General features: G+C 50.5%; 24 protein-coding genes and 1 pseudogene. 12 read left to right on the top strand and 13 right to left on the bottom strand.

Annotated elements, in window-relative coordinates:
* The first annotated feature begins 9 nt into the window (after positions 1–9).
* Genes L975_RS14020 through L975_RS17355 form a run of 8 tightly spaced genes read left to right on the top strand, consistent with a single transcriptional unit; the run spans position 10 to position 6,849 of the window.
* Positions 10–1,404: a DNA circularization protein gene (locus L975_RS14020; RefSeq protein WP_047709088.1), complete on the top strand. Its 1,395-nt coding sequence runs from the start codon at positions 10–12 to the stop codon at positions 1,402–1,404.
* Positions 1,397–2,479, top strand: a complete 1,083-nt coding sequence (locus L975_RS14025) for a phage baseplate assembly protein (RefSeq protein ID WP_047709089.1) — start codon at positions 1,397–1,399, stop codon at positions 2,477–2,479. The genes L975_RS14020 and L975_RS14025 overlap by 8 nt, the downstream gene beginning before the upstream one ends.
* On the top strand, positions 2,470–3,015 hold the full coding sequence (locus L975_RS14030; RefSeq protein WP_047709090.1) for a phage baseplate assembly protein V: 546 nt from the start codon (positions 2,470–2,472) through the stop codon (positions 3,013–3,015). Before L975_RS14025 ends, L975_RS14030 begins: the two co-directional genes overlap by 10 nt.
* 7 nt (positions 3,016–3,022) lie before the next feature.
* Positions 3,023–3,475, top strand: coding sequence for a phage GP46 family protein (locus L975_RS14035; protein ID WP_047709127.1), 453 nt, complete (start codon positions 3,023–3,025; stop codon positions 3,473–3,475).
* Positions 3,465–4,532, top strand: coding sequence for a baseplate J/gp47 family protein (locus L975_RS14040; protein ID WP_047709091.1), 1,068 nt, complete (start codon positions 3,465–3,467; stop codon positions 4,530–4,532). The genes L975_RS14035 and L975_RS14040 overlap by 11 nt, the downstream gene beginning before the upstream one ends.
* A complete protein-coding gene (locus tag L975_RS14045) occupies positions 4,517–5,098 on the top strand; it encodes a YmfQ family protein (protein ID WP_047709092.1) in 582 nt (193 codons plus the stop codon). Before L975_RS14040 ends, L975_RS14045 begins: the two co-directional genes overlap by 16 nt.
* 2 nt (positions 5,099–5,100) lie before the next feature.
* The gene (locus L975_RS17350; RefSeq protein WP_052181487.1) at positions 5,101–6,471 is read left to right on the top strand and encodes a hypothetical protein; all 1,371 of its coding nucleotides are present in this window, start codon (positions 5,101–5,103) and stop codon (positions 6,469–6,471) included.
* 3 nt (positions 6,472–6,474) lie between these two features.
* Positions 6,475–6,849, top strand: a complete 375-nt coding sequence (locus L975_RS17355) for a tail fiber assembly protein (RefSeq protein ID WP_052181488.1) — start codon at positions 6,475–6,477, stop codon at positions 6,847–6,849.
* Between the two features lie 177 nt (positions 6,850–7,026).
* Here the strand turns inward: L975_RS17355 and cybH are convergent.
* The 10 genes and pseudogenes from cybH to ylqF all read right to left on the bottom strand — a co-directional run.
* A pseudogene (gene cybH / locus L975_RS14060) lies at positions 7,027–7,767 on the bottom strand (Ni/Fe-hydrogenase, b-type cytochrome subunit); the annotation flags it as partial.
* 29 nt (positions 7,768–7,796) lie between these two features.
* The gene (gene hyaB, locus L975_RS14065; RefSeq protein ID WP_047709093.1) at positions 7,797–9,590 is read right to left on the bottom strand and encodes a Ni/Fe-hydrogenase large subunit; all 1,794 of its coding nucleotides are present in this window, start codon (positions 9,588–9,590) and stop codon (positions 7,797–7,799) included.
* Positions 9,591–9,601: 11 nt separating this feature from the next.
* Positions 9,602–10,729: a hydrogenase small subunit gene (locus L975_RS14070; protein ID WP_010863917.1), complete on the bottom strand. Its 1,128-nt coding sequence runs from the start codon at positions 10,727–10,729 to the stop codon at positions 9,602–9,604.
* A gap of 210 nt (positions 10,730–10,939) precedes the next feature.
* Positions 10,940–11,971 (bottom strand): lipoate--protein ligase, encoded by a 1,032-nt coding sequence (locus L975_RS14075; protein WP_047709094.1) that lies wholly within the window; start codon positions 11,969–11,971, stop codon positions 10,940–10,942.
* A gap of 150 nt (positions 11,972–12,121) precedes the next feature.
* Positions 12,122–12,889, bottom strand: coding sequence for a 7-alpha-hydroxysteroid dehydrogenase (gene hdhA / locus L975_RS14080; protein ID WP_010863919.1), 768 nt, complete (start codon positions 12,887–12,889; stop codon positions 12,122–12,124).
* Positions 12,890–12,987: 98 nt separating this feature from the next.
* Positions 12,988–13,551, bottom strand: a complete 564-nt coding sequence (locus tag L975_RS14085; RefSeq protein ID WP_047709095.1) for an ABC-type transport auxiliary lipoprotein family protein — start codon at positions 13,549–13,551, stop codon at positions 12,988–12,990.
* A 15-nt stretch (positions 13,552–13,566) separates the two neighbouring features.
* Entirely contained in the window at positions 13,567–15,204 is a 1,638-nt protein-coding gene (pqiB, locus tag L975_RS14090) for an intermembrane transport protein PqiB (protein ID WP_010863921.1), read from the bottom strand.
* Positions 15,194–16,423, bottom strand: coding sequence for a PqiA/YebS family transporter subunit (locus L975_RS14095; RefSeq protein WP_039044866.1), 1,230 nt, complete (start codon positions 16,421–16,423; stop codon positions 15,194–15,196). The genes pqiB and L975_RS14095 overlap by 11 nt, the downstream gene beginning before the upstream one ends.
* Positions 16,424–16,802: 379 nt before the next feature.
* Entirely contained in the window at positions 16,803–18,377 is a 1,575-nt protein-coding gene (locus L975_RS14100; RefSeq protein WP_047709131.1) for a lytic polysaccharide monooxygenase, read from the bottom strand.
* Positions 18,378–18,831: 454 nt separating this feature from the next.
* Entirely contained in the window at positions 18,832–19,752 is a 921-nt protein-coding gene (ylqF, locus tag L975_RS14105; protein ID WP_047709096.1) for a ribosome biogenesis GTPase YlqF, read from the bottom strand.
* A 481-nt stretch (positions 19,753–20,233) separates the two neighbouring features.
* Between ylqF and L975_RS18220 the strand changes: the two genes are divergently transcribed.
* Together L975_RS18220 and pykF are read left to right on the top strand one after the other, a co-directional pair.
* Positions 20,234–20,407: a hypothetical protein gene (locus L975_RS18220; protein WP_156121220.1), complete on the top strand. Its 174-nt coding sequence runs from the start codon at positions 20,234–20,236 to the stop codon at positions 20,405–20,407.
* A 567-nt stretch (positions 20,408–20,974) separates the two neighbouring features.
* Positions 20,975–22,387: a pyruvate kinase PykF gene (gene pykF, locus L975_RS14110; RefSeq protein ID WP_039044867.1), complete on the top strand. Its 1,413-nt coding sequence runs from the start codon at positions 20,975–20,977 to the stop codon at positions 22,385–22,387.
* Between the two features lie 120 nt (positions 22,388–22,507).
* On the opposite strand, the gene L975_RS17940 is transcribed toward pykF, so the two are convergent.
* Complete coding sequence (locus L975_RS17940) at positions 22,508–22,894, bottom strand: hypothetical protein (RefSeq protein ID WP_010863926.1); 387 nt, start codon at positions 22,892–22,894, stop codon at positions 22,508–22,510.
* 115 nt (positions 22,895–23,009) lie between these two features.
* Here L975_RS17940 and L975_RS18470 point away from each other — a divergent pair, with 115 nt between their 5' ends.
* Together L975_RS18470 and L975_RS14120 are read left to right on the top strand one after the other, a co-directional pair.
* Positions 23,010–23,165 carry a hypothetical protein gene (locus tag L975_RS18470; protein WP_156121221.1) on the top strand — a complete coding sequence of 52 codons (156 nt, stop codon included), beginning with the start codon at positions 23,010–23,012 and terminating at the stop codon, positions 23,163–23,165.
* A 203-nt stretch (positions 23,166–23,368) separates the two neighbouring features.
* On the top strand, positions 23,369–24,703 hold the full coding sequence (locus L975_RS14120) for an NCS2 family permease (protein WP_036769848.1): 1,335 nt from the start codon (positions 23,369–23,371) through the stop codon (positions 24,701–24,703).
* A gap of 122 nt (positions 24,704–24,825) precedes the next feature.
* Here L975_RS14120 and L975_RS14125 read toward each other — a convergent pair whose 3' ends face one another.
* Together L975_RS14125 and L975_RS14130 are read right to left on the bottom strand one after the other, a co-directional pair.
* On the bottom strand, positions 24,826–25,083 hold the full coding sequence (locus L975_RS14125) for a YoaH family protein (protein ID WP_039044868.1): 258 nt from the start codon (positions 25,081–25,083) through the stop codon (positions 24,826–24,828).
* Positions 25,084–25,245: 162 nt separating this feature from the next.
* Positions 25,246–26,760 (bottom strand): fumarate hydratase, encoded by a 1,515-nt coding sequence (locus L975_RS14130; protein ID WP_047709097.1) that lies wholly within the window; start codon positions 26,758–26,760, stop codon positions 25,246–25,248.
* Between the last annotated feature and the right edge of the window lie 98 nt (positions 26,761–26,858).

The following is a 26,858-nucleotide window of genomic DNA, read 5'->3' on the forward strand; positions in this document are numbered from 1 at the left end:
GGGGTTTAGATGAGCTTTAAAGAGCGTTTAACGGCCTCAGTTCGTGGCGTTGAGTTCCTACTGAATACCGTGGACGGCAAAGGTGGCCGTCGTGCTATTCCGCGTGAATATCCCAAGCGTGAAACTGGATGGACAGAAGATAACGGCGCTGTTCTGACAAACGAGCAGATCGTGGGGAAAGTGGTCGGCAAAGATTATCTGTCTAAACTCCGTTCGCTGTTGGATGCACTGAACCAGCCTGGTACGTGTGAAATGATTCACCCGTGGTGGGGCGTGCGTACGGTGCAAGTGGGCGAAGTCAGTCACCGGCTCGATAACGAAGAAGACGGCGTGGCTTACGTCACGTTCACTGTCTGGGAAGCCGGTACGCGGTTGTTCCCGTCATCGGCTATCGATACGGCGGGTGCGCTGGGTAATGCTGCAGGTGCTGCTATGGGAGCCTCTGAACAGTCGTTCATGGATAGCTTTATCACTGGCATCGATAACATGGGGACCATGGTTGATACCTTTCTCGATGATATGGATGAGTTCACCCGTGGCTTGCCTACACTGCCCGATCAATTCCGTGAATGGACTGACCGCCTCATCCGCACAAAAGATAGCGTGGGTGGGCTGCTCGCGTATCCAGGTAGTCTAGCCCGTGAAGTCACCGGTATCGTGGAAGATGTAAAAGGTGTGGTTACTGACCCTATTCGCGCGTTGGGTGTCTATGACCAGATTAGCCGTCGTTGGGAAGGTATGCGTGCAGAACTGGCCATCACAGGCGGTTTGCCAACAAGCATCAGCGCAGATGTGAAAACACGTCTGGCATCGTCAGTACCCACCATTGATACGCCGACAGAGCTGAATGCTGCATTGTCAAATGGGCAGCAATTCACCCAGCTAATTGACCGCGCCGCGGCAATATCAGCGGCCAGTGCCATTGCTGATGCCAATTTCACCAGCACCCGAGACTTCACCAAAGACAGCATGGCCACGGTGACTATCGGGCAATCGCTAACCGGTGATCAGTCTAATAATACGGTGAGTCGTCCTGTCGTAATTGATGGTGTAGTGGGCGCAGATCGTAACGTGCAGCTGACTGCTGATGAAGTCGAAACAATGAACAATACGCTCGCAAATCGCTTGGCTGAGTTGGCCGTTGATGCGGTGGAATCCGGTGACAGCGAGGTGTGGCGTGCATTACGTGATCTACGTTTGGCGCTATTAAATGACAATAAAGAACGGGCAGCAAAATTGCCGCGCCGCCGCCAAATTACGGTTAACACGACTACACCATCGGCATTATTAGCGTGGCAGCAATATGGTAATGCGGAGTACCGCGATCGGATTGTGAGCAGTAATAAACTGCGTAATCCAACATTCATTACGCCAAGCACTGCGGTCGAGGTGATCGATGTCTGAGCCCATTACGCTGTTGGTTGACGGAAAAATTTATGGTGGCTGGCAAAAAGTGCGTATCACGCGCTCGCTGATTGATGTTGCGGGCTCATTTGAGTTGTCGTTAACGCGCAAATGGGAGGATGCCAAACCATTAGAGATTAAGCCGTTGAGCAGCTGTGTCGTGAAAATCGGTGATGACACCGCGCTAACCGGATACGTTGATGACTTCATCCCCAGTTACGACGCCAAAGAAGTCTCATGGGTCGTGAATGGTCGTAGTAAAACTGCGGACTTAGTGGACTGTTCGGCGATCTATAAATCAGGTCAGTGGAGTAACGTTAAGTTTGATCAGGTCGCCCGTGATATCTGCTCACCGTTCAATATTACTGTATCCGTTGAGTGTGATGTTGGTGCGGCATTTCCTCGTGTCGCTATCGAACAAGGGGAAACAGGATTTGAACTGTTAGACCGTTTGGCCAAGCAGCGAGCTTTATTGTTAACAACCAATGAACTCGGTCAGCTCGTTATCACGCAAGCCAGTGAACAGGATATGGGGACAACGCTTGAACTTGGGGTTAATGTCTTAGCCGCCAGAGGCCGATTCAGCACAAAGGATCGGGCATCAGAATGGATTGTAAAAGGCAGCAGCTACGGTGGTGGTGAAACGTGGAGTAACTCGGCACCCAGCACGTTAGGCGGCCAAAAAGCCGTGGTTACTGACCCAAGTATCACTCGTTACCGACCTCGAATTATCATTGCCGAAGATGTGACAACTGCTGCAGGTGCGAGTATTCGCGGTCAGTGGCAAATGCAACGAGCCTTGGGCGAAGGGACGCAAACTGAAATCACGGTGGCAGGCTGGCGAACTCAAGGAATCGAGGGTGATACTGGCCCTCTGTGGCAAATTAACCGCATGTGCCCAGTAAAAGATGATATTCAGGTCTTAGATGCAAAATGGCTCATTAGCGTGGTGACGCTGATTGAGGATGATAAAAGCGGCCGGATATCTATCATTAATCTGATGCCCCGTGAGGCAATGCTCATCCCAGCCGAAGTATCGAAAAAACGGACGAAGGAGGTTGAAACATGGGCGTAAGTTTGCGTGATGTGCAGAAGCTGCTTGCGCCACTGCAGCGCCGGATTCGACTGCTGGCTGACCGTGCTGTAATTACGTTGGTTAATGATGCCCTGCAGCGGCAAAATTTGCAGCTCAAAGTACTGGCCGATGAAAGCGCGAGTGATGTTGAACGTTTTCAAAATTATGGGCATACGAGTGTGCCCCCAGCAGGCTCAGAGGCTATCGTTCTTAGCGTTGGTGGTTCGCGCGCGGGGTTGGTTGCTATCTCCGTTGAAGATAAATCTGTACGACCAAAAGATCTGGCTGAGGGTGATAGTTGTGTATACCATCTTGAAGGTCATCGCATCATTCTGCGTGAAAATGGCTTAGTCGAAATTCAAGCGAAATCAGTCATTTTGAACGCAGCAGAGAAACACACCATCATTTCCCCCATGACAGAAATTCAAGGCGCTTTACATGTGACCGGACTAGTAACTTCAGATGAAGATATGAAAGTCGGTGATATCTCTGTGAAGGGCCACGATCATGAGAAAGGGGTTGGTGCCCCTGTGTGAGGGGCAATTGACTACAGCAATCATCTGGAACAACGAAACCGGCCGAGGCGATATCGAAATCACCTCGGCCGGTTTGCGTCAGGATGATGGGCTGGCCACACTGGTTTTGATGATTCTTTTCACCGATGCCCGAGCTGATGAATCTGATGTGTTACCGGATGGCTCTGGTGATCAACGCGGCTGGATTGGCGACACCTTCGCAGATGAACCGTGGGGCAGCAAACTCTGGTTACTAGACCGCTCTAAGCTCACCACTGATGTTCGCAATAAAGCTGTAACCTATGCTCAAACCGCCCTTGATACCCATTTAAAGCCCGATTACGCCCGAGATATTGTGGTGACTGGCTCTATTCCTAAGTTTCAGCTACTGCAGCTGGATATCGTTATTACACGTCCAGACGGAACCAAGGTGCCTATGACTATCAACAAGCGATGGGAGGCGCAGGCGAATGCCGTATAACATTCCTACTCTCCGCCAGCTAATCGCGTCAGGACAGCTAGATCTTGAGTCGTCACTGGATACGTTGCTGCCAAAGTTTGGTATTGAAAAAGCGCTGAATACCGTGGTGGCGAGTGGTGTACGTGACCTGTATGACCATCAAATGTGGATTGTCAGACAGATCATTCCAACGACCGAATCCGAAGACCAAACGATTGTTGAAACAGCGCAATATGAGGGTGTCATTCGTAAGTTGGCCAGCTATGCCGTGGGGCCGGTGACTCTGCAATCATCGGTGCCGGTCCCCGTTGATACCGTTTTACAGCACAAGGACGGCAGGCAATACACTGTCACTTCCTCTGGTAGCCCTAGCGCTGGATCGGTTGTTGTGCGTATTCAAGCCAAAGTCGCTGGCGCATCCGGCAACATCCTTGGCGGAGAATCGTTATCACTAGTTACGCCAGTGCCTGGTGTTCAATCAACGGGGACGTGTGGAAGTATCAGCGGTGGTGCCGACATTGAGCCCATCAGCCAAGTTCTTGAGCGCCTGCTATTTCGTAAGCAAAATCCGCCATCAGGTGGAGCTGTGCATGATTATGTTGCGTGGATGCGTGAGCTGCCTGGTGTAACCCGTGCGTGGTGCTATGACGCATGGCATGGCGGTAGCACGGTAGGTATCGCATGGGTTTACGATGACAGAGCGGATATCCTGCCGAACGCGACTGATAAAACTGCAATGCAGGCATACTTATTTCGACATTCTGACCCCGCCACAGGCGTGCTAGTTGGTCGGCCTGGAGGCATTGAGCCTGTCGATATGGGTATTCAGCTTAAACGTACTGATTTAGTCATTACGCCAACACCTGACAATGCAGCCACCCGAGCCGGTATTAATAAAAATCTAATTAGCTACCAAAGCACGTTATCCCCTGGACAAACAATGCTTGTCTCTAAGGTGCGAACGGCGATTGGTTCGGCAGTTGGCGTGGAGAACTACACGTTAAATCTGTCCAGTGACGTAACAGCGCTGCCTAACCAGTTGAACGTTATCGGAGGTATCACGTGGCCCACTCAGTAGAAGAATGGCATAACGCGCTTCTACAGCTCATGCCGCGCGGGAAAGTATGGCCTCGTGACCCAGATTCTGATTTATCAAAATATGTGTTTGGCTTTGCTCAGCGTTTGGTCGATGCAGAGGTTAGCGCAGATCAGCTTTACCTTGAAATGCGGCCAGAAACCACGGTGCAGCTGTTGCCCGAGTGGGAAAGCTATTTAGGGCTTCCAGAGTGCAATATCCAGGGCCAGTCATTTGAAAGTCGCCGTGCGGCTGTAGTTGAAAAATATCATCGCAAAGGTGGCCTACAGACGTGGCAAATCAAAGCTATGGCTCTGGCTCTCGGCTTCGTTGTAGAGGTTAACGAACACTTCCCGCACCACGTTCTACGCAGTGTCATGTATCCAATCTGGCCTAATCGCTGGCGGCATACGTTGGAAGTAGTTGTTTATGGCATGCCGGACGGGCGATTTCGTGTGACCGACAATGTGCTAACACCACTGAAAACGCAGACGGCGTTGCTGCTCGAATGCACCCTGTCACGCTACAAGCTGGGCGGGTTTACTTATGAATTCATCTATGAGGTCTGACTATGTATTGGGTCGATAATGGCACTGGTGTCACGACAGCTCCAGCAATTCCGCCTGTTCAGTCATCAGTTCGCCAATACTTCACCGAAGGCGGGCAAGGCCAGCAACCAACCATTCCTGGTGGTGATTGGTTCAATATGGTGACTGATGAGTTGATCAACGTGTTATCAGCTGCTGAACTACAGCCTGATAAACTCGATCACTCTCAGTTAAAGAAAGCATTAACTAAGCTATTTTTGGGTAGAGAAAACCCAGGTGCTGATATCAAAGCTGATAAAAAAATCGATGTTTTTTATGAAAATATCGGCTTAAAAAAGATATTGGATGACTTAGCAAAAAAAACAGATATACCAGTTCTGCATCGTGATTGGGCATCGTGCCGCGCTGCAATTCCTGTTGGGCAGGCTCCAGCAGACGGCCAGCTCATTGAGAATGGCCGCACTCTTTACCCTGATGCATGGGCCGCCATTCAAGCCGGTTTAGTGCCAGTTTGTTCCGAGGCGGAGTGGCTCGCTAACCCGTCAAAACGTGGCTGTTACACAGATGGTAATGGGAGTACAAACTTTCGCGTACCTGATTATAACGGTAAGTACGCGGATTCCATCGCGGCAGTTGTATTCAGAGGCGACGGGAAGAATTCGGCGCCTGTCGGTGATATTCAAGCCGATGCGGCTAGACCCATTAAGGCAGCGATCGGTGCTATTTATGTCGGGGAGTTAAGACAGACAAGCAAAATATTAAAGCTGGTGCCGTATGGCAACTCTCCAGCAAAAGTCGGTGTCATTGGTGGTGATCCAGGTGCTAATTATACTCTTGAGCTGGATACATCAGAGGGCGGATATACAGCAATTGAAAATAGGATGGTCAACGTTGCAGGTGTTTGGACGCTCCATCTATTCGGTGCTGTGTTGAATTCCGGATCTGTTGATGCAGCGGCCATGGCAACTGCAATTGCCGGTTTATCAGCGCGTGTATCAACGTTGGAGTCAGCTGTTAATGCTCGCAAATCAACGTGTCTGGTTAATGCAGTAGGCACTGGTGCACCGCATGAAACGGTTGTTTCTCAAATCCCATCGACAATTTCAAACAACACTAGATACGTAATACCCAATCCGTTCGGTAATAACACTCCGGTTATGTGCACTGTTGAGTTGCTATTTAATGGTAAATGGATAGACCCCGGCTGGGCGTATGTAAGCTCTAGTGCAGTTTATGGAGTTCGTGCGGGTTATGTGCAAGGAGAGGGCATCGTAATTCAATCTGGCAAAAACTATCTTATAGGTGCAGCGGCTGACCTGGGCGGTTTAGGTGGTGGAACAAATCCTGCGACATCTGCACCATGCCGTGTATTTATTCGAAAATTAGAGGCGTAATTAATGCCATTTATTGTTTATGCGAAAGTCGGTGATTCGTTTCAACAAATCGGCGGTGAGTGCCCCGCTGGATTTATTCAAATGAGCGGGATGCGCCCAGATGACGGCGACTACATAGCTGCAGAAACTGGTGAATGGATTCCGGTACCTCCACCAACTCAAGAACAATTGGTCTCCGATGCTAATGCCAAAAAACAGCAATTTGCTGTAGATGCGGAGGCAGCAATTAAACCACTTGAGCGAGCTAAACTACTTGGCATAGCAACTGAGTCAGAGCTGGCGCTGCTAAATGAGTGGATGCGCTATTCAGTTGAGCTTATGCGCGTAGACACATCAACTGCTCCTGATATCCAGTGGCCACTAACCCCCACTTGCTAATGATTTTCTGCTAGTGAATTGATCACTTAATGTTTTGATCAATTCACTAGCTCTCTTTGCTCAATATGCCCGCCGCGCTACATCGGTTTTATTTTTTGTTGTGGCTGCCGCTTTGGATTCCGCAATATCTGACTGCGTTACCTGCATGTTGGCTACCTGGATTTTGCGGCGTTTAACTTTCGGCGAGCGATAGCCGTTCACCATGGTGGAGATCATGGTGTCGTTAGACATGATGTCTTCGCGAATGGCCAGATAGACGTGACCTAAGATAAACACACAGATCATCCACATACCTAAACGGTGCCAGCTGTGGATATCAATGGAGTTGCCGCCAGTCCAGTAGAAGAATTCCACCACCGCACGAAACGGTTTGAAAATCGCATACTGAGTGTTTTCGCTGTACAGCGCCAAACCGGTCAACGCCATATAAATCGACAGCAAGATATAGCCAAACATGGCAGTTTGCGCGATCGGGTTATGGCCAATGGTCGAATGCGGTTTTTTCTCTAAAAACAGGTACCAGCGCACTTCGTAGAAAAAGCGATGCCACCAATCTTTTTCCCACACATGCGGCACAAACAGCTCACGGGAGTATTTGTTCCCGACAAACGCCCAGTAGATCCGAAACAGCAAACCGACAATAAACACTAATCCAGCCGCAAAATGCGCAAACCGGATGTAACCCATGTAAAACAGATAGGTCGCTTCCCCCTGTACGGACGGCAGAGGCTTGCCAATCCAGTAACCGGTCGGGATCAGCACCATCATGCACAGCACCATCCCCCAGTGCCAAATACGCACTGGGGCTTCAAAGACATAATGGCTCTGTACTTCAGCCGGCAAAGTCACCTCAACCGACTGCGCTGCTGCCCCTTCCCTGTTCTGTAGCGGCACGGAAGCTTCTTTTTCATGTTGCATGACAGACTCCTTCGCGTGATTGGCGATGATCAGCTGATTTTGACGCTGACCAGCTCGCTGCCATCGTCACCCAAAACGTGGGTAGAACAGGCCAGACACGGGTCGAAACTGTGCAAGGTGCGCAGGATCTCCAGTGGCTGCTCCGGAATGGCCATTTTGGTCCCCAGCAGCGCCGCCTCATACGGGCCAATCTGACCTTTCGGGTCACGCGGACTGCCGTTCCAGGTGGTCGGCACAACGCACTGATACAAGTCCACTTTCTCATCTTTGATGATGGTCCAGTGTCCTAACGCGCCGCGTGGCGCTTCGGTAAAGCCCAAACCACGGGCTTGGCGTGGCCAGGTAGACGGCTCCCACTTGCTGGTATTGGCAGTGGCAAAATCGCCGTTTTTCAGGTTGGTGATCAGCTTGTCGAAGAAGTATTGCAGTTTACCGGCTGCCCACTGCGCTTCATGGGCTCGGCACAAAATCCGTCCCAGTGTTGATTGCATGCCAGACAGTGGCATTTTCAATGCTGACAACATGCGATCGACAGACTCTACAGTCGCGGCATCTTTCTTGTGATAGCCAATCAAGGTACGTGCCAATGGACCCACTTCCATCGGATGACCACGCCAGCGCGGCGCTTTAATCCACGAATAACGGGCTTGCTCGTCCAGCTGCAAGATATTGGTGTCAGAGCCTTTTGCCGCGCCAACGTTGAAGTATGGGTCAGTCAGACCATCAAATGGGTGACGCCCTTTGTGGTCATCTGGATATTGGTACCATGAGTGATCCACAAACTCCTGCACCTGCTCTGGATCGTACAGGTCAACCGGCAAGATATTGTTGAAGTCGCCGTTGATCACCGCGCCGCGCGGCAGTAACAAGCTGCTATCACCAAAATCATTGGCGATATCGGGGAACGCCCCGTAACTGAGTACCGATTGGTTGGATAAGCCGGTGCCTATTTTTGACCAATCTTTGTAGAAATGACCGATCGCCAGCGCATCAGGCATCAGCACCTGATTGATAAATTCGGAGGTGCGAGTGATCACCGATTGCACCAGATTCAGGCGCTCCATATTCACTGCGCCAACCGCACCACTGTCATCAATGTTAATCGCGCACGGCATCCCACCCACAATCCAGTTCGGGTGCGGGTTTTTCCCGCCAAACACGGCGTGAATTTTCACAATCTCTTTTTGGAAATCGAGCGCTTCCAGATAGTGGGCAAAGCCCATCAGGTTGGCTTCTGGCGGCATCTTATATTCTGGATTGCCCCAGTAGCCATTACGGAAGATCCCAAGCTGTCCGGATTCGACAAAACGCTTCAGGCGATTTTGCACATCGAAGAAGTAACCCGGAGAAGACATTGGCCAAGAGGAGAGGCTTTGCGCCAACTCGGAGGTTTTCTTCGGATCGGCTTTCAACGCGGAAATAACATCAATCCAATCCATCCCCGCCAGCTGATAGAAGTGCACCAAGTGGTCGTGACACCACAGGGTGGCCAGCATGATGTTACGGATGATGTTGGCGTTATCCGGCACGTTAATTTTGAGCGCATCTTCAACCGCATACACCGAAGCCAGTGCGTGCACGCCGGTACATACCCCGCAGATCCGCTCAATGAACGCCCATGCATCACGCGGGTCACGGCCTTGCAAAATGATTTCCAGACCACGGAACATGGTGCCGCAAGACACCGCATTGGTGATCACATTATTGCTGTCGATATTCACTTCGCAGCGCATGTGACCTTCAATACGGGTGATAGGGTCAACCACCAGCCGACGACCGGCATTGCTTAAGGTAAAACCCTGAGTCTGATATTCATAGGACATGCTGTGCTTCCTTATTCTTTATCCTGATTGTCAACGCTGTCCGATGACGATTTATTCCGCATGGTTTGTTTAACGGCGCTGATGGCCGCATGAGCCGCCACACCTGCACCGGCTACACCCAGCACGCCAAGACCAATCTTGTCGGCATTTTCGTGGATCCCAAATTGTGGGATATCCACTACGCGATCATAGAAGGAGCCGCGATCCCAGAAGCCGTTTTCGGCGCACCCCAAGCAACCGTGACCGGACTGGATCGGGAAGGACACGCCGTTATTCCAACGGGTAGACGAACAGGCGTTATACGTGGTTGGCCCTTTACAACCCATCTTGTAAAGGCAATAGCCTTTACGCGCGGCATCATCGTCCCACGATTGCACAAACTCACCGGCGTCAAAGTGGGCACGGCGATAGCATTTATCGTGAATACGCTGACCATAGAACATCAGTGGACGCCCCATGCGATCGACATCCGGCAGACGGTCAAACGTCACCATGTAAGTAATAATGGCGCTCATCACGTCAGGGATCGGTGGGCAGCCTGGCACCTTGATGATGGGTTTATCGTGGATCACTTTATCAATCGGCGTGGCTTGGGTTGGATTAGGTCGCGCGGCCTGCACGCAGCCCCATGATGCGCAGGTGCCCCAAGCAATAATCGCCTTAGCACCCGCCGCCGCAGTTTTGAGTTTCTCGATAAACGGTTTACCGCCGCTAATGCAGAACATGCCGTTAGCGCCCAGAGGTGGGTTACCTTCCACGGCCAGAATGTACTCGCCGTGGTGTTTTTCCATTAGCTCTTGCAGCAGGCTTTCTGCCTGCGCACCGGCAGCGGCCATTAAGGTGTCGTCATAATCCAATGAGATCAGCGACAGAATCACGTCTTTGGCGAGGGGGTGCGCTGAGCGGATAAACGCCTCGGTACAGCACGTACATTCCAGACCGTGGATCCAGATAACCGGAACGCGTGGTTTATTTTCCAGTGCGTAGGCAATCTTGGGTGCAAAGCCGGAGCCAAGTCCGAGCGTAGTGGCAGCCAAGCTGCAAAATTTAAGAAAGCTGCGGCGGCTTACACCCTGCCGGCGCATGGCCTGATAGAAGGTTTCTTCTGTTTTATAACCTGAAGATAATGTGGCCGGCATGCGACCCTCCAACTATTTTGTGGGTTCGATGGGAATATTAACCATAAATATCAGAGGGGAATTATCTTGCGCGTGACCTGCATCACTGTATTACATTTCTTTGCATTTAAGTGATATAAGTTATTTTATTTTTATAAAAAGAAAATAAATGCTTACCAAGAGATACAGGCAAGCATTTAATTATGATTGAATATTTATTCGAAGCAGTGTTTAACTAAGTTCATTCTCTAACCACTGCGTGAACTGTTGCAGCTCAGCGCTATGGCTTGGAAATTGTGCGTTCAAGCTCGCCAAACGCTGTTTCACTTCTACATGGTTGTAGATACAGCCCACTAAACACGTCTCTACCGCTTCAATCAGCTCCGGATACAGGCTATCGGTATAGCTTTTTACCTGACTAATATGGCCTTTATGCACATCAAAATGCAGCTCTACGCCACCCCAATCAAAACGCTGCTCAAGCAAATGGGTAAACTCGGGGGCTTTGCCAAAATTCCATTCCCAACTTTTTTGAATCGCATATTGCTCAGCAAACTTTGGTAAGTCTGGCATATTTTCTGGCGAGATATATTCAACGATTGGCATAGTGGTATCATCCGAAGAATAATACGCAATAAAAGCATGCTGAATGGCTTCACATATTATTTCATGGTCAATATCGGCACGAATTTCATTTAAATTCGCGACACGAGAACGCACCGAGGCAATCCCTTTACTGGCTAATTTTTTCGGATCCGGATTAAGATAATTGGCTAAACGCGATAAATCTGCACTCAGCAATAACGTGCCATGATGAAATCCGCGATCTGGCGTTTCACGATAGGCTGAACCGGAAATTTTGCGTTCACCCTGTTCGGTCTGAACAATTAAATCATTGCGGCCAGAGGCACTGGCGTTAATGCCTAGCGAGGCCAACGCGCGCAAAATAATGGCGGTCGATACGCTTTTATCATAACCCGGTTTACCAGCCATGAACGTGAAATTAGTGTTCCCCAGATCGTGGAATACTGCGCCGCCGCCGCTTTGCCGGCGCGCCAGCTTCACCTGATCGGCTTCCATACGCCGCGTATTGCACTCTTTCCACGGGTTTTGTCCACGCCCAATCACTACCGTATCGGCGTTACGCCACAGATACAGCACCTTCTGATTTGCCGGCATCTGCCGAAAAATGCACTCTTCAACCGCCAGATTAAACCAAGGGTCCGTAGACGCTGAAATAAAGATCCGCAATTGTTCAGTCATGTCTGTTCTTCTGTCGAAATAAGTCCGTGATTACACCCGCGCTATTATGACAGCCGTGTGACTCCGATGTCTCAATCTCGGCCATCAGAAACACAAAAACCACCGCAAGCGGTGGTTTTTATTCGATGAAGCGATGCTATCTGCCGTGGATCACTCCAGCTCTTGCGAGCCGCCACCGCTGACTGTCAGCACTTGACCGCTGATCCAAGAGGACGCTGGCGATGCTAAAAACAGCGCTGCATAGGCGATATCCGTTGGCAAGCCCAAACGGCCAAGCGGCGTGTGCTTGAGCATCTGGAACTCGACTTCTTCGGTCAACACAGTCGACAGCGCATGAGTACGGATCGCACCCGGTGCTATGGCGTTAACTCGAATTCCGTGCGCGCCCAGATCAAACGCGATATTGCGAGTCAGATGGTTAACTGCAGCTTTAGAGGACGCATAAGACGCCATATTGCTGTTGCAGTTTTCACCGGCCATGGAGCTGATATTCACAATAGCGCCACTGCCGTTATCCGCCATGTGCGGCGCACACAGCTGACTCAAGCGAAACGCCGAATACACATTCAGCTTGTATGCCCATTCAAACTCTTGCATGGACATCTCAAACGGCTTTGGCCCACCGCCACCGGCGTTGTTGACCAAAATGGTCAGCTTGCCCCATGTAGACAAAGCACAATCAACCAGCGCTTGCAGTGAAGACTCATCCGTCACATCACACGCAATCGCGACGGCCTGACCACCAGCACGACAAATCTCGTCGGCAGTGGCTTGTGCAGCTTTAAGATCACGGTCAGACACCACAACCGCTGCACCGGCGTCAGCAAATACGGTCGCAATAGAGTGCCCAATCCCTGCTCCGGCACCGGTCACGATGGCGACATCCCCTTCCAACCGGAAAATTTCTTCTATTGGCATACGCTTTTCACTCAGTTATTCGTGTACAGAAGGAAATAGTAGAATGCGCGCCCTCATCCCTATTAGGCCGAAGATGCGCATTCATTCGGTGATACCGGTTAGGGTTGACCGGCTGCGATCTGAGTCACCTCACGGGCAATCGCGGCGGCTTGTTGCTGCCAACCTGCGCCCATCACACGCACCATCTCTGGATAACCATCCGCATTTTGTGGCAGTACCAGCTCGAAATTCTTCTGCCAGCGCTGGCTACCGTGCGTCAGTAACCAGCGACCACTGATCACCACCTTGCCATCATAGCGCCCTTGGAAGCGCTCGACTTGGGTATTCAACTGCCAGTCATTGGCACTGGCCGAGGTTGGCGTAACCTGCCAGCCCGGCAGGTCATGGGTCAGGTTCGCGGTCAGCGTTCGCGTTAACTGCGAACCAAGGTTATCCACCCATTGGTTTTGCTGCGTCAGTACCATTTCCACATCATTGGTCTGATACGCCAGCCCCGTACCGGACAGGTAATCGGCAACAGACACCGGATTAACCACCAGCACTTGCTGCTGCTGCGCAACCTGAGTGACTGCCGGCTGTGCCGGCAGTTGGTAATAAGAGACACCGGAAGTACTGCTGCATGCTGCCAGCAATAACGTACTGGCTAAAATCCACTTTTTCATCGTTACCGGCCTCACTTATTTTGCTTTTCGCGGCTCAGGATCGGTGCCTTGTGAGGCACCAAAGATCAGAGCATTCGGTTTACGGTTAATTTGCTGCATCACTGGCTGCGTATCACGCAACACTTTATCCAGCGATTGCAGATTGTTATTCAGACGCTCATAAACCGGTGAACCTGGGCTGACGCCATTAAGGGTAGCACGCAGCTCTTGCAGCGTTTCACGCAGCTCTTTTGGCAACTGCTGGCTGTCGGCTTGTACCGCCAGTTTATCCAACGTAGCCGCCAATTTAGCAGTCTCATGCAGCATCTTACGGGCTTCTTTAGAAGTCGCGGTCGTTTCCGTCAGCAATGGCTCAATCGGCAACTTATTCAGCTTATCCAGCACCTGCTGCACTTTGAGCTCAATGGAGCTAAAGCCACCCGCGATGGTCGGCATCACCTGAATCCCTTCCATTTCGCGCATCTTCTTGACCTTCTTGGCGTTATCCACCATGTTCAAGTCAACAAACAACTGGCCAGTCAACAAGTTGCCGGTTTTCAGCATGGCTCGCATACCTTGCTGTACCGCAATTTCCATGTCTCGACGCAAATCTGCCACTGTCAGGCGATCTGGCAGACGACCGACTTCCAAACGGATCAGCACAGGAATGCTGCCATTTGTTTCGGAAATCGATAGCTTGTTATCAAAGTAGTACGGCACTTTCATCACGGTACCGATACGCACACCACGGTATTCAACCGGCGCGCCAGCACTCAAACCACGTACCGACTCATCGAAGAACAACACATACGGCACATACTTGTCATACAGCCCTTGAGTGATGCTCTGCTGGTTCGGATACAGATCAAACGAGGTATTTTGTGCAACCTTGCCGCCCATCTCCCAACCATCGGGCACTTCAAAGCTGACGCCGCCACTGATCAGGGAGCTCAATGACGCCATATCCACCCGCACACCTTGCGCCGACAAATCAACGGAAACGCCGCTGGACTTCCAGAAACGGACATTGCTAGTGACTAAGCTGTCATACGGCGCATTGATGAACAGTTTGTAGCGCATCTTACGCGCTTTAAGGTCAAACTCGCTCTGCTCCACGGTACCCACGGTATAACCCCGGTACAGCACCACGTCGCCCACATTCAGGCTGGATGCATCATTACTCAGCAGTTCAATACGTAGCCCCGGCGCATCTGCCGGCGCAATAGGTGGCGCATCCAGCAAATTAAACGTGTCTTTGCGCGTATCGGTATTTCCCGGTTTCAACTCAATGTAAACACCAGAAAGCAACGTACTTAACCCAGTCACCCCTTCACGGCCAATTTGCGGTTTTACTACCCAAAACTGGCTTTGCTCGTTAAGCATTTTTTCGGTGCCCGGATTAAAGCGCGCAGTGATGATCACGTGCTTCATGTCTGGTGCCAGTTTTACGGTTTGTACCGTACCGACCTGAACACTACGGCTTTTGATTTCGGTTTTCCCCGCCACAATGCCTTCAGCGTTATTGGCGGTAAACGTAATCAATGGACCTTGGTGACTAAAGGTGTAATACACCATCCACAGGCCAATCACTATCGCAACAATCGGTACTATCCACACCGGAGATAATTGCTTTATTTTTTTAACTTGAGCCTCAGACTCATTGTTATGACTCACGACTTAACTCCTGTGAATGAGAAGAGGAATCCCAGAATAATCTCGGGTCAAAGGCAAACGCCGACAGCATAGTGATGATTACTACGCCGGCAAACAACATTGCCCCCATACCGGGATAAATACTCATCAAACGTCCAATACGGACTAACGCAGCCAGAATTGAAATCACAAAGACATCCACCATTGACCAACGGCCGATGATCTCCACCATTTCATATAAAAAGTGCTGCGTTTTCTTGTGTGCGGTATCCGGCCGTGACGCCGTCCAACACAACCAAAACAGCACCAGCATCTTACTGAGCGGCACTAAAATACTGGCGATAAAGATCACCAAAGCCACCGGATACGATTTCATCCCCCACAGCAAAATCACCCCTTCCATGATGGTGGAGTAAGAGACATTGCCCAACGCTTCCGTGGCCATCATCGGCAAAATATTCGCGGGGATATAGAGCACCACGGCGGTGATCAACAGTGCCAATGTCATCTGCAAACTATATGGGGTTCGGGCATGCACGCGCGCATGGCAACGTGGACAATGTTTTTCTGCCAGCGGCAATATATTCGAACAGCAGCGGCAAACCTTGGCGCCTTGTGCGATACCCGGCTTCCCCGCCTCCAACGGCATCCGAGAAGTCAGCGGTTGGATCTGATCCCATAACCACTCTTTATCCACTTGTTGGAAGGCACGAATTTGCAGCACGCAAAACAAGCAAAATGCCCAGAAGCTCATGTCTAAACTAATTTCGGCCAACGCCACCAGCTTAACGAAGCTAACCAAAATGGCGATGAGGAAAATTTCCACCATGCACCACGGCTTGAGCATAAACAGCAAGCGACAGAAAAAGACTTTGCCGGGTAATTTTTTAAAACGCGTCGCTATCGACAGATAAATCACCAGCAGCATGCAAAAGGCCGGAATGCCCTGAATACAGGCCAGAACAACCAGCGACAGCAGCTGATAGTGCTCATCAAACAGCACCGTACCGGCTTGGATGAATAACATAGTATTACTGTTACCCACTGCCTGCATGGTGATAAACGGATACAAGTTCGCCATCAGCAACATAATCAGGCTGCTAATAGCAAATAATGCCGGACGCAATGCCGGCTCTGGGTGACGCGCTGTCAGCTCAGTGTGGCAACGCGGACAATCGCACCGCTGACCCACACTCAGCGGCGGAATGTTCACCACCAGATCGCACTGCGGACAAAGCATTTGCGTGTTTGTACCGGCGCCTGTATCACCAGTAGCTGAAACTTTCACATATCTCACGGTATCAATGGCCAAACAGTCGAACAAAGGACTGATTATATATGAACTTCATTTTGAGTTTAGCGATATGTGCGTTTCGTTCCATTACCACGGGATTCTCTTGTGAATCATCAGCGGGAATGGCGTGATTTTCTGCGGAATGACGCGGCGTTAAGCCACACGCAGTTTTCGGTTTCAGCTTGTAACAAACAAGCCACCAGCCGCGGCTGGTGGCTCATTATGAGGTTTTATTGGCGGCACACGAGCACCGTAACGATACCAACGAGAGGCCAACTCGGTTCCAAACAGATGCCAACCGTGACGCCGACGAGAACTCTAATACCTACTGTTTCTGCCATACCGCAGAAGACGATGGGGTTTCGCCTTTCGTCCACCAACGGGCTTTATAGCTACTGCCTTGGTAAGTCACCACTTGCCCCGCCGTATAAGCAGTCTCTGATGACCACTCACCATTTTGCCCGCTGCCAGTGGATACCACTTTCAGCCAAACACTGCTGACGCCCGGCGTTTCACCTTTGGTCCACCACTGCGCTTTATATTGCACCCCGTTGTAAGTCACCACCGCATTCGCTTGGTAGGTGCTGTTTGCATCCCACACTTGAGGTTGTTCCGGCGTAACCGCACCGCTGCCCTGCACTGTTACCGCTACCGACGTGACCACACTATTAACACCATCACTAACCGTAATGTTAATGGTTACCGCGAGATTATTGCTCGACACCGGCGCACTGTACGTAACCGAGGCTTTATTACCACTGACCAATACGCTGCCGGCAGAGCTCGTAAAGGTCAACTTATCGCCCTCAGCATCAGTAGCCTGCACATCAAACAGCAGATTTTCACCGCTTTTGACCGTCAGGGTCGCCGGAGCACTGACCACTGGCGCTACATTGCTGGCACGCAGATCCAACTGATAGGTGTAATCTTTGTTTTTGGTATAAACCTGATTGCTGTACAAGTCTGCGCTGGAATACGCGACATTGCCACGGCTATCCACGACGCCAACTTGCGCCAATGTGACATACGCTGAATTCACTTTGTTCGCTAATTGCTGCGCCCATACAGATTCAGCCTCATTCGCGGTAGTCACCGGCAATTTATCAAACACCACCTCTTTACCTGACGCATCAAAAATCCGGAACCACACCGTTTCACCAGCACGCGCATCGAGGCCGGCTTTGACAAAGTTTCCTTTGTTTATCCAAGCCGTGGCCGTTGATGAACCGGTAAACGTAATATCACTACAGTTATAAAAACCTTCACCCGCAGGATCTACACGCTGCCAACGGGTATAGAGCACCGCATCACCGGTACGATCGGTGGGCAGTTGAATCTCCATCTGATAATACTTTTTGCCATCAAGCGTGGTCACCGCAACATCGTTGAAATTGGCGATTAACTCTAAATCCGCCCATGCCAATTTTTGTGTCGCAGCATCAAAGCCTGGTTTGGAAAGGAAAATCTGCCAGAAACTGGGATTATGCGGCGTCGCTGCTAAGAAACGTACAGTTACTTTGCCGCCTTGGGTGACATCAATTAGGGTTTTCTTCCATGCCGCAGACGGCATATCGATGCCTGCTTTTTTAGTGTCACCCGCAGCACACAGCGTGCCATCTGGGATCGCCGCCTTTACCGCAGTTAAATCACGGTAATTACTGACCAAACGCGAAAACTCCGGCTTTTGTACGAAAGGATACCAACTGGATTGCTGATAAGCCTGACGACACGCTAAGTTGGGGATGGTCGAACCATCTTGCGAATCCCAATAGCCGCCATCTTTATCACAAATCTCTTGGCGGGCCGCCGGATATTCCACGTACCCATGCGCAGCAGCGAACTGCGGCACTGCCAATAATGTAACCAGTGACAGCCACGCTCCTGCCCCTGTCTTAAGCATAGCGCCTCGTCGTATAGCCTCTTGTAACACAGCGTTTTGCGACATAGCTCTTCCTGACCCTGATAAACAATGCGAAAGAAACAGAACAAGGCCAACGCAGGGTAATTTGCATTCACCCCACACACCTTATCCAAATTGCATAAACGCCACGCACAGAACATTGCCCATGCGCAACTATGCACCCTTAATTTGTTTACGAGATGTTAATTACAGGCAAGCCGATATTTTGGTTCTGCGAAATGCTGCGGAAGGTTAGGTGTAAATGGTTGCAACGCGCGTCATCATTAACCGCGAGATAAGCAAGTCAAACAGGTCGGCGAGGAATTTAGAGGAATTAATATAGAGGAATAAACGAATAAACACAGTGACAGAAAAAAGGAGCCTATCGGCTCCTCTTATTCATATCAAACACGCAGTATTTGCTAGTTACTTATATTTCATTACCTAGATTGAGTTACTTACGTTTTTTCTTTTTCTTCTTGTTCAGCTCATCTTGCTCGGCTTTTTGTGCCAAGCGGATCGCTTCGGCTTCGCTTTCACGCACAATCATCTCTGGCGTTTCTAAGCTGATGCGGCCAATGGTCGCGGTACGAAATTCGTTGAGCAGCAAGGTCGCCACTTTATTCAAGTCCGCAATCCCGCCGCGGCGCAGACAGCCACGCTGACGGCCAATCTCATCCATCAGTTCTATATCACTTTCAGGCAACTCATCCAGTTGGAAACGTGCTTTGAGATACTCAGGATAAGCCTGCAAGAAATACTCCGCCGCAAACATCGCCACTTCTTCGTGATCGATCACCGTATCTTTGATTGCGCCGGTGATAGCCAAGCGGTAACCACAGGCTTCCGGTGACAATTTCGGCCACAAAAATCCCGGCGTATCATGCAGCACAATATTGTTATCCAGCTTGATACGCTGCTGCATCTTAGTCACACCGGCTTCGTTGCCGGTTTTGGCAATCGTACGCCCAGCCAAGGTATTAATCAGCGTGGATTTGCCGACGTTCGGGATCCCGAGGATCATCGCACGCAGTGGCTTATCCGGCGTGGTACGGTTTGGCACCATCTGCACACACAGATCCAGCAAGGCACGGATTTGGTCCGGTTGCTGCTGCGTTAATGCAATCGCTTTGATGCCTTTTTCTTTTTCCAGATGCGCCATCCACTGCTGAGTCACCACAGGATCGGCCAAATCGGATTTATTCAAAATCTTCAGGCACGGCGTATCACCACGCAAAGCCGGAACCAGCGGGTTTTCACTGCTGAACGGAATACGAGAGTCGAGCACTTCGATAATCAAATCGACATTTGGCATGGCTTCGGCGATTTCTTTACGCGCCTTGTGCATGTGCCCCGGAAACCAGTTAATGGCCATTTTCAGACTCCTTCGTCTCATTCCGCCGGATACCGTCGTGCGGCTGCGGGTTTTAGCTGTCAGTAACCTACGCCAGAAAGTGTACGCCAACGCTAATCAAAACGGCGCACTCTCTTGCAAAGGGGGCGATTGTAATCGCTCACTGGCAATAGACCAAGCCCTTCCCGCGCCTTGCTGCCACCTAAGTGCTCTTAGCCAATAAATAGCCCTCCACAAGAGGTCTTAACCCTGACCCGCTAAGCACGGCATACGCCGCTTAAAAGCGTTAATGGGATAAAAAACAAAGAGCCAAGAGCACCATTCCATGCTGAGTCACTGCCCACCTCACATTATCAGACAAATTGTTAACTTTATTCAGAAAACTCAGCGCAATAGCGGTTGTGTTCACCATCGAATTACACTACACATTAGATAAAACCGAGAGATGAAAAACGACCGGCTGCGGTCAGCTCGAAATACCACCATCTGATTAGGAGTGCATATGACCAAAAAAGTGTTGTATATCGCATTACTAATCTGGTGTGCACTCTACCTGCTCAACATCGTATTGAAGATCGTCTCACCGCCAGCGGTGTTGTGCGATCCCGATGTCATTCATGTAGAGAATGTCGATAAATATTTTGACGCCCTGTACCGTTGCAACATTTACGACTGATTCATCACACCTGAGTTTGTGAAGGCAATCGTAAAAGTCGCTTTACTGTATTTTTTTCGCGGTTAAAATAAAATCATGCTGTTACGTGCCACAACTGAATCGATTCAGATCGCTTGAAAATCCTCTTTTCCTGCCTATAATGGTCATCGCCGACGAAAGTGTGACCGTTATTTCACATACGCTCTACACTGATTTGATGAAACGTCAGCACATAACATGAGTGATTCCGTCGACCGGATCACCGCCCCACAGGTTGAACAATCAGGTATGTTATTTACGTCTTTATGATGATATTAACCGGTTATTCTCGCGATCTTCAGGCCTTCCACGTGCACACATGCACGGCGACTGCCCCGCGAAAACCTGCCTATCATCTTTGTTCACCTCGTTTCTCTATTGTTCTTTTTTCCCGCTGTCAGGAATCACTTCTGGCTCTATTCAAGAAGTGTTCACATTCTTATGGCGATATAGCGTTATCAATCTGTTCTGTTAGCCGTCTGCATTTTCTGAGCACAGTGCAGATTGGTAACCCGAATCCATTCATTACTAGTCGCAGATAATTTGATCATGAAAAAAACTAAGATCGTTTGTACCATCGGCCCGAAAACCGAATCCAAAGAGATGCTGGGTAAGCTGCTGGATGCAGGCATGAATGTCATGCGCCTGAACTTCTCTCACGGTGACTATGAAGAGCATGGTAACCGTATCCGCAATCTGCGTGCAGTAATGGCAGAAACCGGCAAGCGTGCCGCTATCCTGCTGGACACCAAAGGTCCGGAAATCCGTACCATCAAACTGGAAGGCGGTAACGACGTTTCTCTGGTTGCCGGCCAAACCTTCACCTTCACCACTGACAAATCTGTCATCGGTAACAAAGACCGCGTAGCGGTAACTTACGAAGGTTTCGCAGCTGACCTGAAAGAAGGCGATACCGTTCTGGTTGACGACGGTCTGATCGGCATGAAAGTGACTGCGGTAACCGACAAAGAAGTTATCTGTACCGTTCTGAACAACGGCGATCTGGGTGAGAACAAAGGCGTTAACCTGCCAGGCGTTTCCATCCAGCTGCCAGCTCTGGCTGAAAAAGACAAGCGTGACCTGGTCTTCGGTTGCGAGCAAGGCGTAGACTTCGTTGCTGCTTCCTTCATCCGTAAGCGTGACGACGTACTGGCTATCCGTGAGCACCTGAAAGCACACGGCGGCGAGAAGATTCAGATCATCTCCAAGATCGAAAACCAAGAAGGTCTGGACAACTTCGACGAAATTCTGGAAGCCTCTGACGGCATCATGGTTGCACGTGGCGACCTAGGTGTTGAGATCCCAGTTGAAGAAGTTATCTTCGCGCAGAAGATGATGATCCAAAAATGTAACCGCGCACGTAAAGTGGTTATCACCGCGACTCAGATGCTGGATTCTATGATCAAGAACCCACGTCCAACTCGCGCAGAAGCCGGTGACGTGGCTAACGCCATCCTGGACGGTACCGATGCCGTTATGCTGTCTGGTGAGAGCGCCAAGGGTAAATACCCTCTGGAAGCGGTTACCATCATGGCGACCATCTGTGAACGTACTGACCGTGTAATGCCAAGCAACCTGTCTGCTTCTAACGATAGCGCCAAGCTGCGTATCACCGAAGCCGTATGTAAAGGTGCGGTTGAGACGGCAGAAAAACTGCAAGCTCCACTGATCGTAGTTGCTACCGAAGGTGGTAAGTCAGCGAAGTCTGTTCGTAAGTACTTCCCACAGGCCAACATTCTGGCGCTGACCACTAACGAGAAAACTGCTCAGCAGCTGATCCTGAGCAAAGGCATTACACCAATGGTAGTTCCAGTTATCGCGTCTACCGATGACTTCTACCGTCTGGGCAAAGAAGCCGCGATGGCTTCTGGTCTGGGTGAGAAAGGTGATGTGGTTGTTATGGTTTCCGGCGCGCTGGTACCAAGCGGCACAACTAACACTGCCTCTGTACACGTACTGTAATCCAGTATTGATACTGTCTGTACGCGGTTAAGACGTACACAACAAAAAAGCATGCCGTAAGGCATGCTTTTTTTATGGGGCAGACAACTCAACGTACAGCGTAGAATAAACGCTTCGCTATTACGCTTTATCGCGATGACGATACTCTTGCGCCAAACTCAGCGGGATGATGAACAGGCTCACGCCAGGGTAACGGCTGCTACCGTCTTCGTGCTCAAACTTATGCACCACATCCAGATAACGTGGGTTATTTTCATCCACCGGCACATCAATAAACAGCTCGCCCAGATACGGCACATCCGCATCATTATCCGGCCATAAATCAAAACATTCACGGTAACCGATACCTTGTTGATCAAACCATGCCAGCGCCTTGTTACGCACCGCGCAGGTTGCGTAATCAAACTCATCGAGCTCAGATTCTTCTGGACGGAAAAACGTAACCATCAGCACATCTGACTGACGTTGGCGGGCAATCGCATCAATGGTGGTCCACTGTTCTGACATTTTGATTCCTGTGTTCTACGTAAAAAAAACTCTTGCTCATTGTGGATGCTCAGGCTGCTGATGTACATCTCGATTGTTTAGATTTTAAAACTGCCGCACACTCGCGTAATGCCCGATGAGCATAGATGGCCGCCAGATGATTGTCAGCCTGCCAAATAACGGTTTCATCGCCTCACCACGCCGTGTATCCCCCTCTCCGCGCGCCATTGCTGAACATGTCGAGCAAGAGCTGCAAAATTTGCCAGATAGCTCACACTGTCATAGAGGCTGAGCGTTGCATATGCATGAAATTTATTACGCGGAGCAGGCACAAGCAAAAGATCTGGTATCAAACTATGTCACATCACATTTTTATGTAAAAATACGCAGAGTGTGATGCCTCTCACTGTCTGTCACTTCCCCCTCGGCGACGGCCACACCGCTTTTCGGAGAACAGAGCGCATACTTTTCTCTTATTTAAATTAAGACTGAGCAATGAATACTCACGTAGATACTGCAAGAAAAGATGGCTTGCTGGAAAAATTTTTTCAGCTAAAAGCACACGGCACCAATCCTCAAAAGGAACTGGTCGCAGGAATAACCACCTTCCTGACCATGGTTTACATCATCTTCGTAAACCCGCAAATCCTCTCCAGTGCCGGTATGGATACCCAAGCTGTTTTCGTCACCACCTGTCTGATTGCTGCCTTGGGTAGTATCCTGATGGGGATATTTGCCAACCTGCCAATTGCACTGGCACCGGCCATGGGCCTGAATGCCTTCTTCGCCTACGTGGTGGTTGTAGGTATGGGTTACTCATGGCAAATCGGCATGGGCACCATTTTCTGGGGTGCAGTGGGCCTGTTATTGCTGACCATTTTCCGCGTCCGTTACTGGTTGATATCGAATATTCCAATGAGTCTGCGCATTGGTATCACCAGTGGTATCGGCCTGCTGATTGCCCTGCTCGGCCTGCATAATGCTGGGATCGTGGTGGCTAACCCTGCAACCATGGTCGCCGTGGGTGATCTGACCTCCATCCCATGCGTACTGGGTGCCTTGGGCTTCTTCCTGATTGTCATTCTGGCTGCCCGTGGCGTTTATTCTGCAGTGCTGATCTCTATGGTAGTGACCACCACGCTGGGGATCTTGTTCGGTGATGTCAAATTCCAAGGTCTGGTGGCTCTGCCGCCAAGTATTGCGCCGGTATTTGGTCAGCTAGAGCTGGCAAAATCACTGGATATTGGTCTGGCTGGTATTATCTTCTCGTTCATGCTGGTTAACCTGTTTGACTCTTCCGGCACACTGATTGGCGTGACCAATAAAGCCGGTTTGACCGACGAAAAAGGCCGCTTCCCACGCATGCAACAAGCGCTGTATGTGGACAGTATCAGCTCCGTCAGTGGTGCTTTCATGGGCACGTCATCCGTGACTGCCTTCATCGAAAGCTCTTCAGGGGTTTCCGTGGGTGGCCGCACCGGTTTAACCGCGATCGTAACGGGTCTGCTGTTCCTGATGGCGATTTTCTTCTCGCCTCTGGCGGCAATGGTTCCGGCCTATGCCGCTTCCGGTGCGCTAATTTATGTGGGCGTGCTGATGACCGCCGATTTGGCGAAGGTGAAGTGGAGCGATCTGACTGAAGCGGCGCCAACGTTCATCACCACCATCATGATGCCGTTTAGCTTCTCGATCACCGAAGGTATTGCGACAGGCTTTATCTCCTACTGCGTACTGAAAGTAGGTACCGGTCGCTGGCGTGAACTGAACCCGTGTGTCGTGGCGGTTGCTGCGCTGTTCTTGATCAAATTTATTTGGGTCGATGCGCACTGATTGCAGCCAAATGATTTGATACCCAGAGATAAAAAAACCGGTGCTCGTCACCGGTTTTTTTATTGTCCTACACAGTTTGCCCAACAAAGGCTGACTCTCGGTGGAACACGACACGCATCAACTCAATAGCCGTGCTCGTCGTCTTCATCCTCATCATCGCGGTCGTCGTCGGCACGCTCATCCCATGCGTCGTGCTCTTCATCCTGTTCATCATCTTCAAACAGAACGCGTGTACTTTCCCCCTGACGACTGGCACGGATCTCGGCTGCAACCTGCGCAATCGCCTGTCCGCTGGATAATCCCTGAGCCATCAGCTCATGGATCCGCTCTGCCGCTTGCTGTTGTTCACTGTGGCTCAGCGCCGGCATATCTGCAAACATGATCTCTCCTCGCAATAGCGTTTGGTGTCACAACTGCGGCTGATTATAGGGGAAGTGACGCAAAATACGATAAGCGCGATAAGAAAGAACGCCAACAAAAAAGGCGCCGCAGCGCCTTTTTTGTTCATCATAGTGAACAACATGCCAAATATTGACGCCGTATCAGGCATTCATTTCAGCAATTTTCACTTTCCAGATATCTGGACCAATCTGGTGCACATTCGCGCCGGTACTGTCGACCGCGACCGTAACTGGCATATCTTTCACATCAAATTCGTAGATGGCTTCCATCCCCAGATCGCCAAACGCCACCACGCGGGATTTCTTGATGGCTTTGGCCACCAGATAAGCAGCCCCACCCACAGCCATCAGATAGACAGCTTTATGCTTTTTGATGCTCTCGATAGCCGCCGGACCACGCTCAGACTTACCAATCATACCGATCAGACCGGTTTCAACCAGCATCATCTCGGCAAATTTATCCATGCGGGTAGAGGTTGTCGGGCCAGCCGGGCCTACCACCTCATCACGTACTGGATCGACAGGGCCCACGTAGTAGATAAAGCGGTTGTTGAAATCCACGCCATCCGGCAAGCCTTGGCCGCTACGCAGCATGTCTTGAATACGCTTGTGCGCCGCATCACGACCAGTGAGCATCTTGCCCGACAGCAAAATGGTTTCGCCCACTTTCCAGCTCTGGATCTCTTCTTTAGTGATGGTATCCAGATTCACGCGACGCACGCTATCACCGGTTTCCCAGCTGATATCCGGCCATTCATCCAGTGATGGTGGAACCAGCTCCGCTGGACCATTACCATCCAACGTAAAGTGGATGTGGCGAGTGGCTGCGCAGTTCGGGATCATCACCACCGGCTTAGACGCTGCGTGCGTTGGCGCGGTTTTAATTTTCACATCCAGCACAGTGGTCAGGCCACCAAGGCCCTGAGCACCAATACCGAGTTTATTTACGCGCTGGTAAATATCCAGGCGCAGCTTTTCCTCTGCGGTTTGCGGGCCACGCTCAATCAGCTCTTGAATATCGCAGCTTTCCATCAAAGCTTCTTTGGCCATCACCGCGGCTTTTTCCGCCGTGCCGCCGATCCCAATGCCCAGCATGCCTGGTGGACACCAGCCCGCGCCCATGCTTGGCAGGGTTTTCTCCACCCACTCAGCAATGTCATCGGAAGGGTTCAGCATGACCATCTTGGTTTTGTTTTCCGAGCCGCCGCCCTTAGCTGCAATCAGTACTTCGACTTTGTCACCCGGCACCATCTCAACATGCACCACTGCTGGGGTGTTGTCTTTGGTATTTTTACGCGCTCCAGCCGGATCGGCCACCACGGACGCCCGCAAGGTATTATCAGGGCAGGTATAAGCGCGGCGGGTACCCTCATCAATCATTTCCTGTACGGTCATGTCAGAATCCCACTGCACCTGCATGCCGATTTTGACAAAACAGGTCACGATACCGGTATCCTGACAGATAGGCCGTTTACCCTCTGCACACATCCGCGAGTTAATCAGAATCTGGGCAATCGCATCCTTGGCGGCCGGATTCAGCTCTTTGTTGTAAGCGTTTTCCATCGCTTTAATAAAATCGAGCGGATGATAATAAGAAATGTACTGTAATGCGTCCGCGACACTGTCAATGAGGTCATCTTTGCGGATGATGGTCATTCGGTCGATCCTCTTGTCGTTTTAGGCTTCCAAAGTAAGCAGGGGTCATTGATAAGAATTTTTAGATTTAGAAGTAGAGTAGAAAGAGAGAACAACAT

The organism is Plesiomonas sp. ZOR0011, assembly GCF_000800945.1.
GTDB lineage: Bacteria > Pseudomonadota > Gammaproteobacteria > Enterobacterales > CAMTGL01 > Plesiomonas > Plesiomonas shigelloides.

Bases quoted from the DNA above. Each gene is read 5' to 3' on its own strand.
- L975_RS14020 (WP_047709088.1), top strand. From the start codon at position 10: ATGAGCTTTAAAGAGCGTTTAACGGCCTCAGTTCGTGGCGTTGAGTTC.
- L975_RS14025 (WP_047709089.1), top strand. From the start codon at position 1,397: ATGTCTGAGCCCATTACGCTGTTGGTTGACGGAAAAATTTATGGTGGC.
- L975_RS14030 (WP_047709090.1), top strand. From the start codon at position 2,470: ATGGGCGTAAGTTTGCGTGATGTGCAGAAGCTGCTTGCGCCACTGCAG.
- L975_RS14040 (WP_047709091.1), top strand. From the start codon at position 3,465: ATGCCGTATAACATTCCTACTCTCCGCCAGCTAATCGCGTCAGGACAG.
- L975_RS17350 (WP_052181487.1), top strand. From the start codon at position 5,101: ATGTATTGGGTCGATAATGGCACTGGTGTCACGACAGCTCCAGCAATT.
- L975_RS17355 (WP_052181488.1), top strand. From the start codon at position 6,475: ATGCCATTTATTGTTTATGCGAAAGTCGGTGATTCGTTTCAACAAATC.
- hyaB (WP_047709093.1), bottom strand. From the start codon at position 9,590: ATGTCCTATGAATATCAGACTCAGGGTTTTACCTTAAGCAATGCCGGT.
- L975_RS14070 (WP_010863917.1), bottom strand. From the start codon at position 10,729: ATGCCGGCCACATTATCTTCAGGTTATAAAACAGAAGAAACCTTCTAT.
- L975_RS14075 (WP_047709094.1), bottom strand. From the start codon at position 11,971: ATGACTGAACAATTGCGGATCTTTATTTCAGCGTCTACGGACCCTTGG.
- hdhA (WP_010863919.1), bottom strand. From the start codon at position 12,889: ATGCCAATAGAAGAAATTTTCCGGTTGGAAGGGGATGTCGCCATCGTG.
- L975_RS14085 (WP_047709095.1), bottom strand. From the start codon at position 13,551: ATGAAAAAGTGGATTTTAGCCAGTACGTTATTGCTGGCAGCATGCAGC.
- L975_RS14095 (WP_039044866.1), bottom strand. From the start codon at position 16,423: ATGCTTTGTCCGCAGTGCGATCTGGTGGTGAACATTCCGCCGCTGAGT.
- L975_RS14100 (WP_047709131.1), bottom strand. From the start codon at position 18,377: ATGCTTAAGACAGGGGCAGGAGCGTGGCTGTCACTGGTTACATTATTG.
- ylqF (WP_047709096.1), bottom strand. From the start codon at position 19,752: ATGGCCATTAACTGGTTTCCGGGGCACATGCACAAGGCGCGTAAAGAA.
- L975_RS18220 (WP_156121220.1), top strand. From the start codon at position 20,234: ATGACCAAAAAAGTGTTGTATATCGCATTACTAATCTGGTGTGCACTC.
- pykF (WP_039044867.1), top strand. From the start codon at position 20,975: ATGAAAAAAACTAAGATCGTTTGTACCATCGGCCCGAAAACCGAATCC.
- L975_RS17940 (WP_010863926.1), bottom strand. From the start codon at position 22,894: ATGTCAGAACAGTGGACCACCATTGATGCGATTGCCCGCCAACGTCAG.
- L975_RS18470 (WP_156121221.1), top strand. From the start codon at position 23,010: ATGAGCATAGATGGCCGCCAGATGATTGTCAGCCTGCCAAATAACGGT.
- L975_RS14120 (WP_036769848.1), top strand. From the start codon at position 23,369: ATGAATACTCACGTAGATACTGCAAGAAAAGATGGCTTGCTGGAAAAA.
- L975_RS14125 (WP_039044868.1), bottom strand. From the start codon at position 25,083: ATGTTTGCAGATATGCCGGCGCTGAGCCACAGTGAACAACAGCAAGCG.
- L975_RS14130 (WP_047709097.1), bottom strand. From the start codon at position 26,760: ATGACCATCATCCGCAAAGATGACCTCATTGACAGTGTCGCGGACGCA.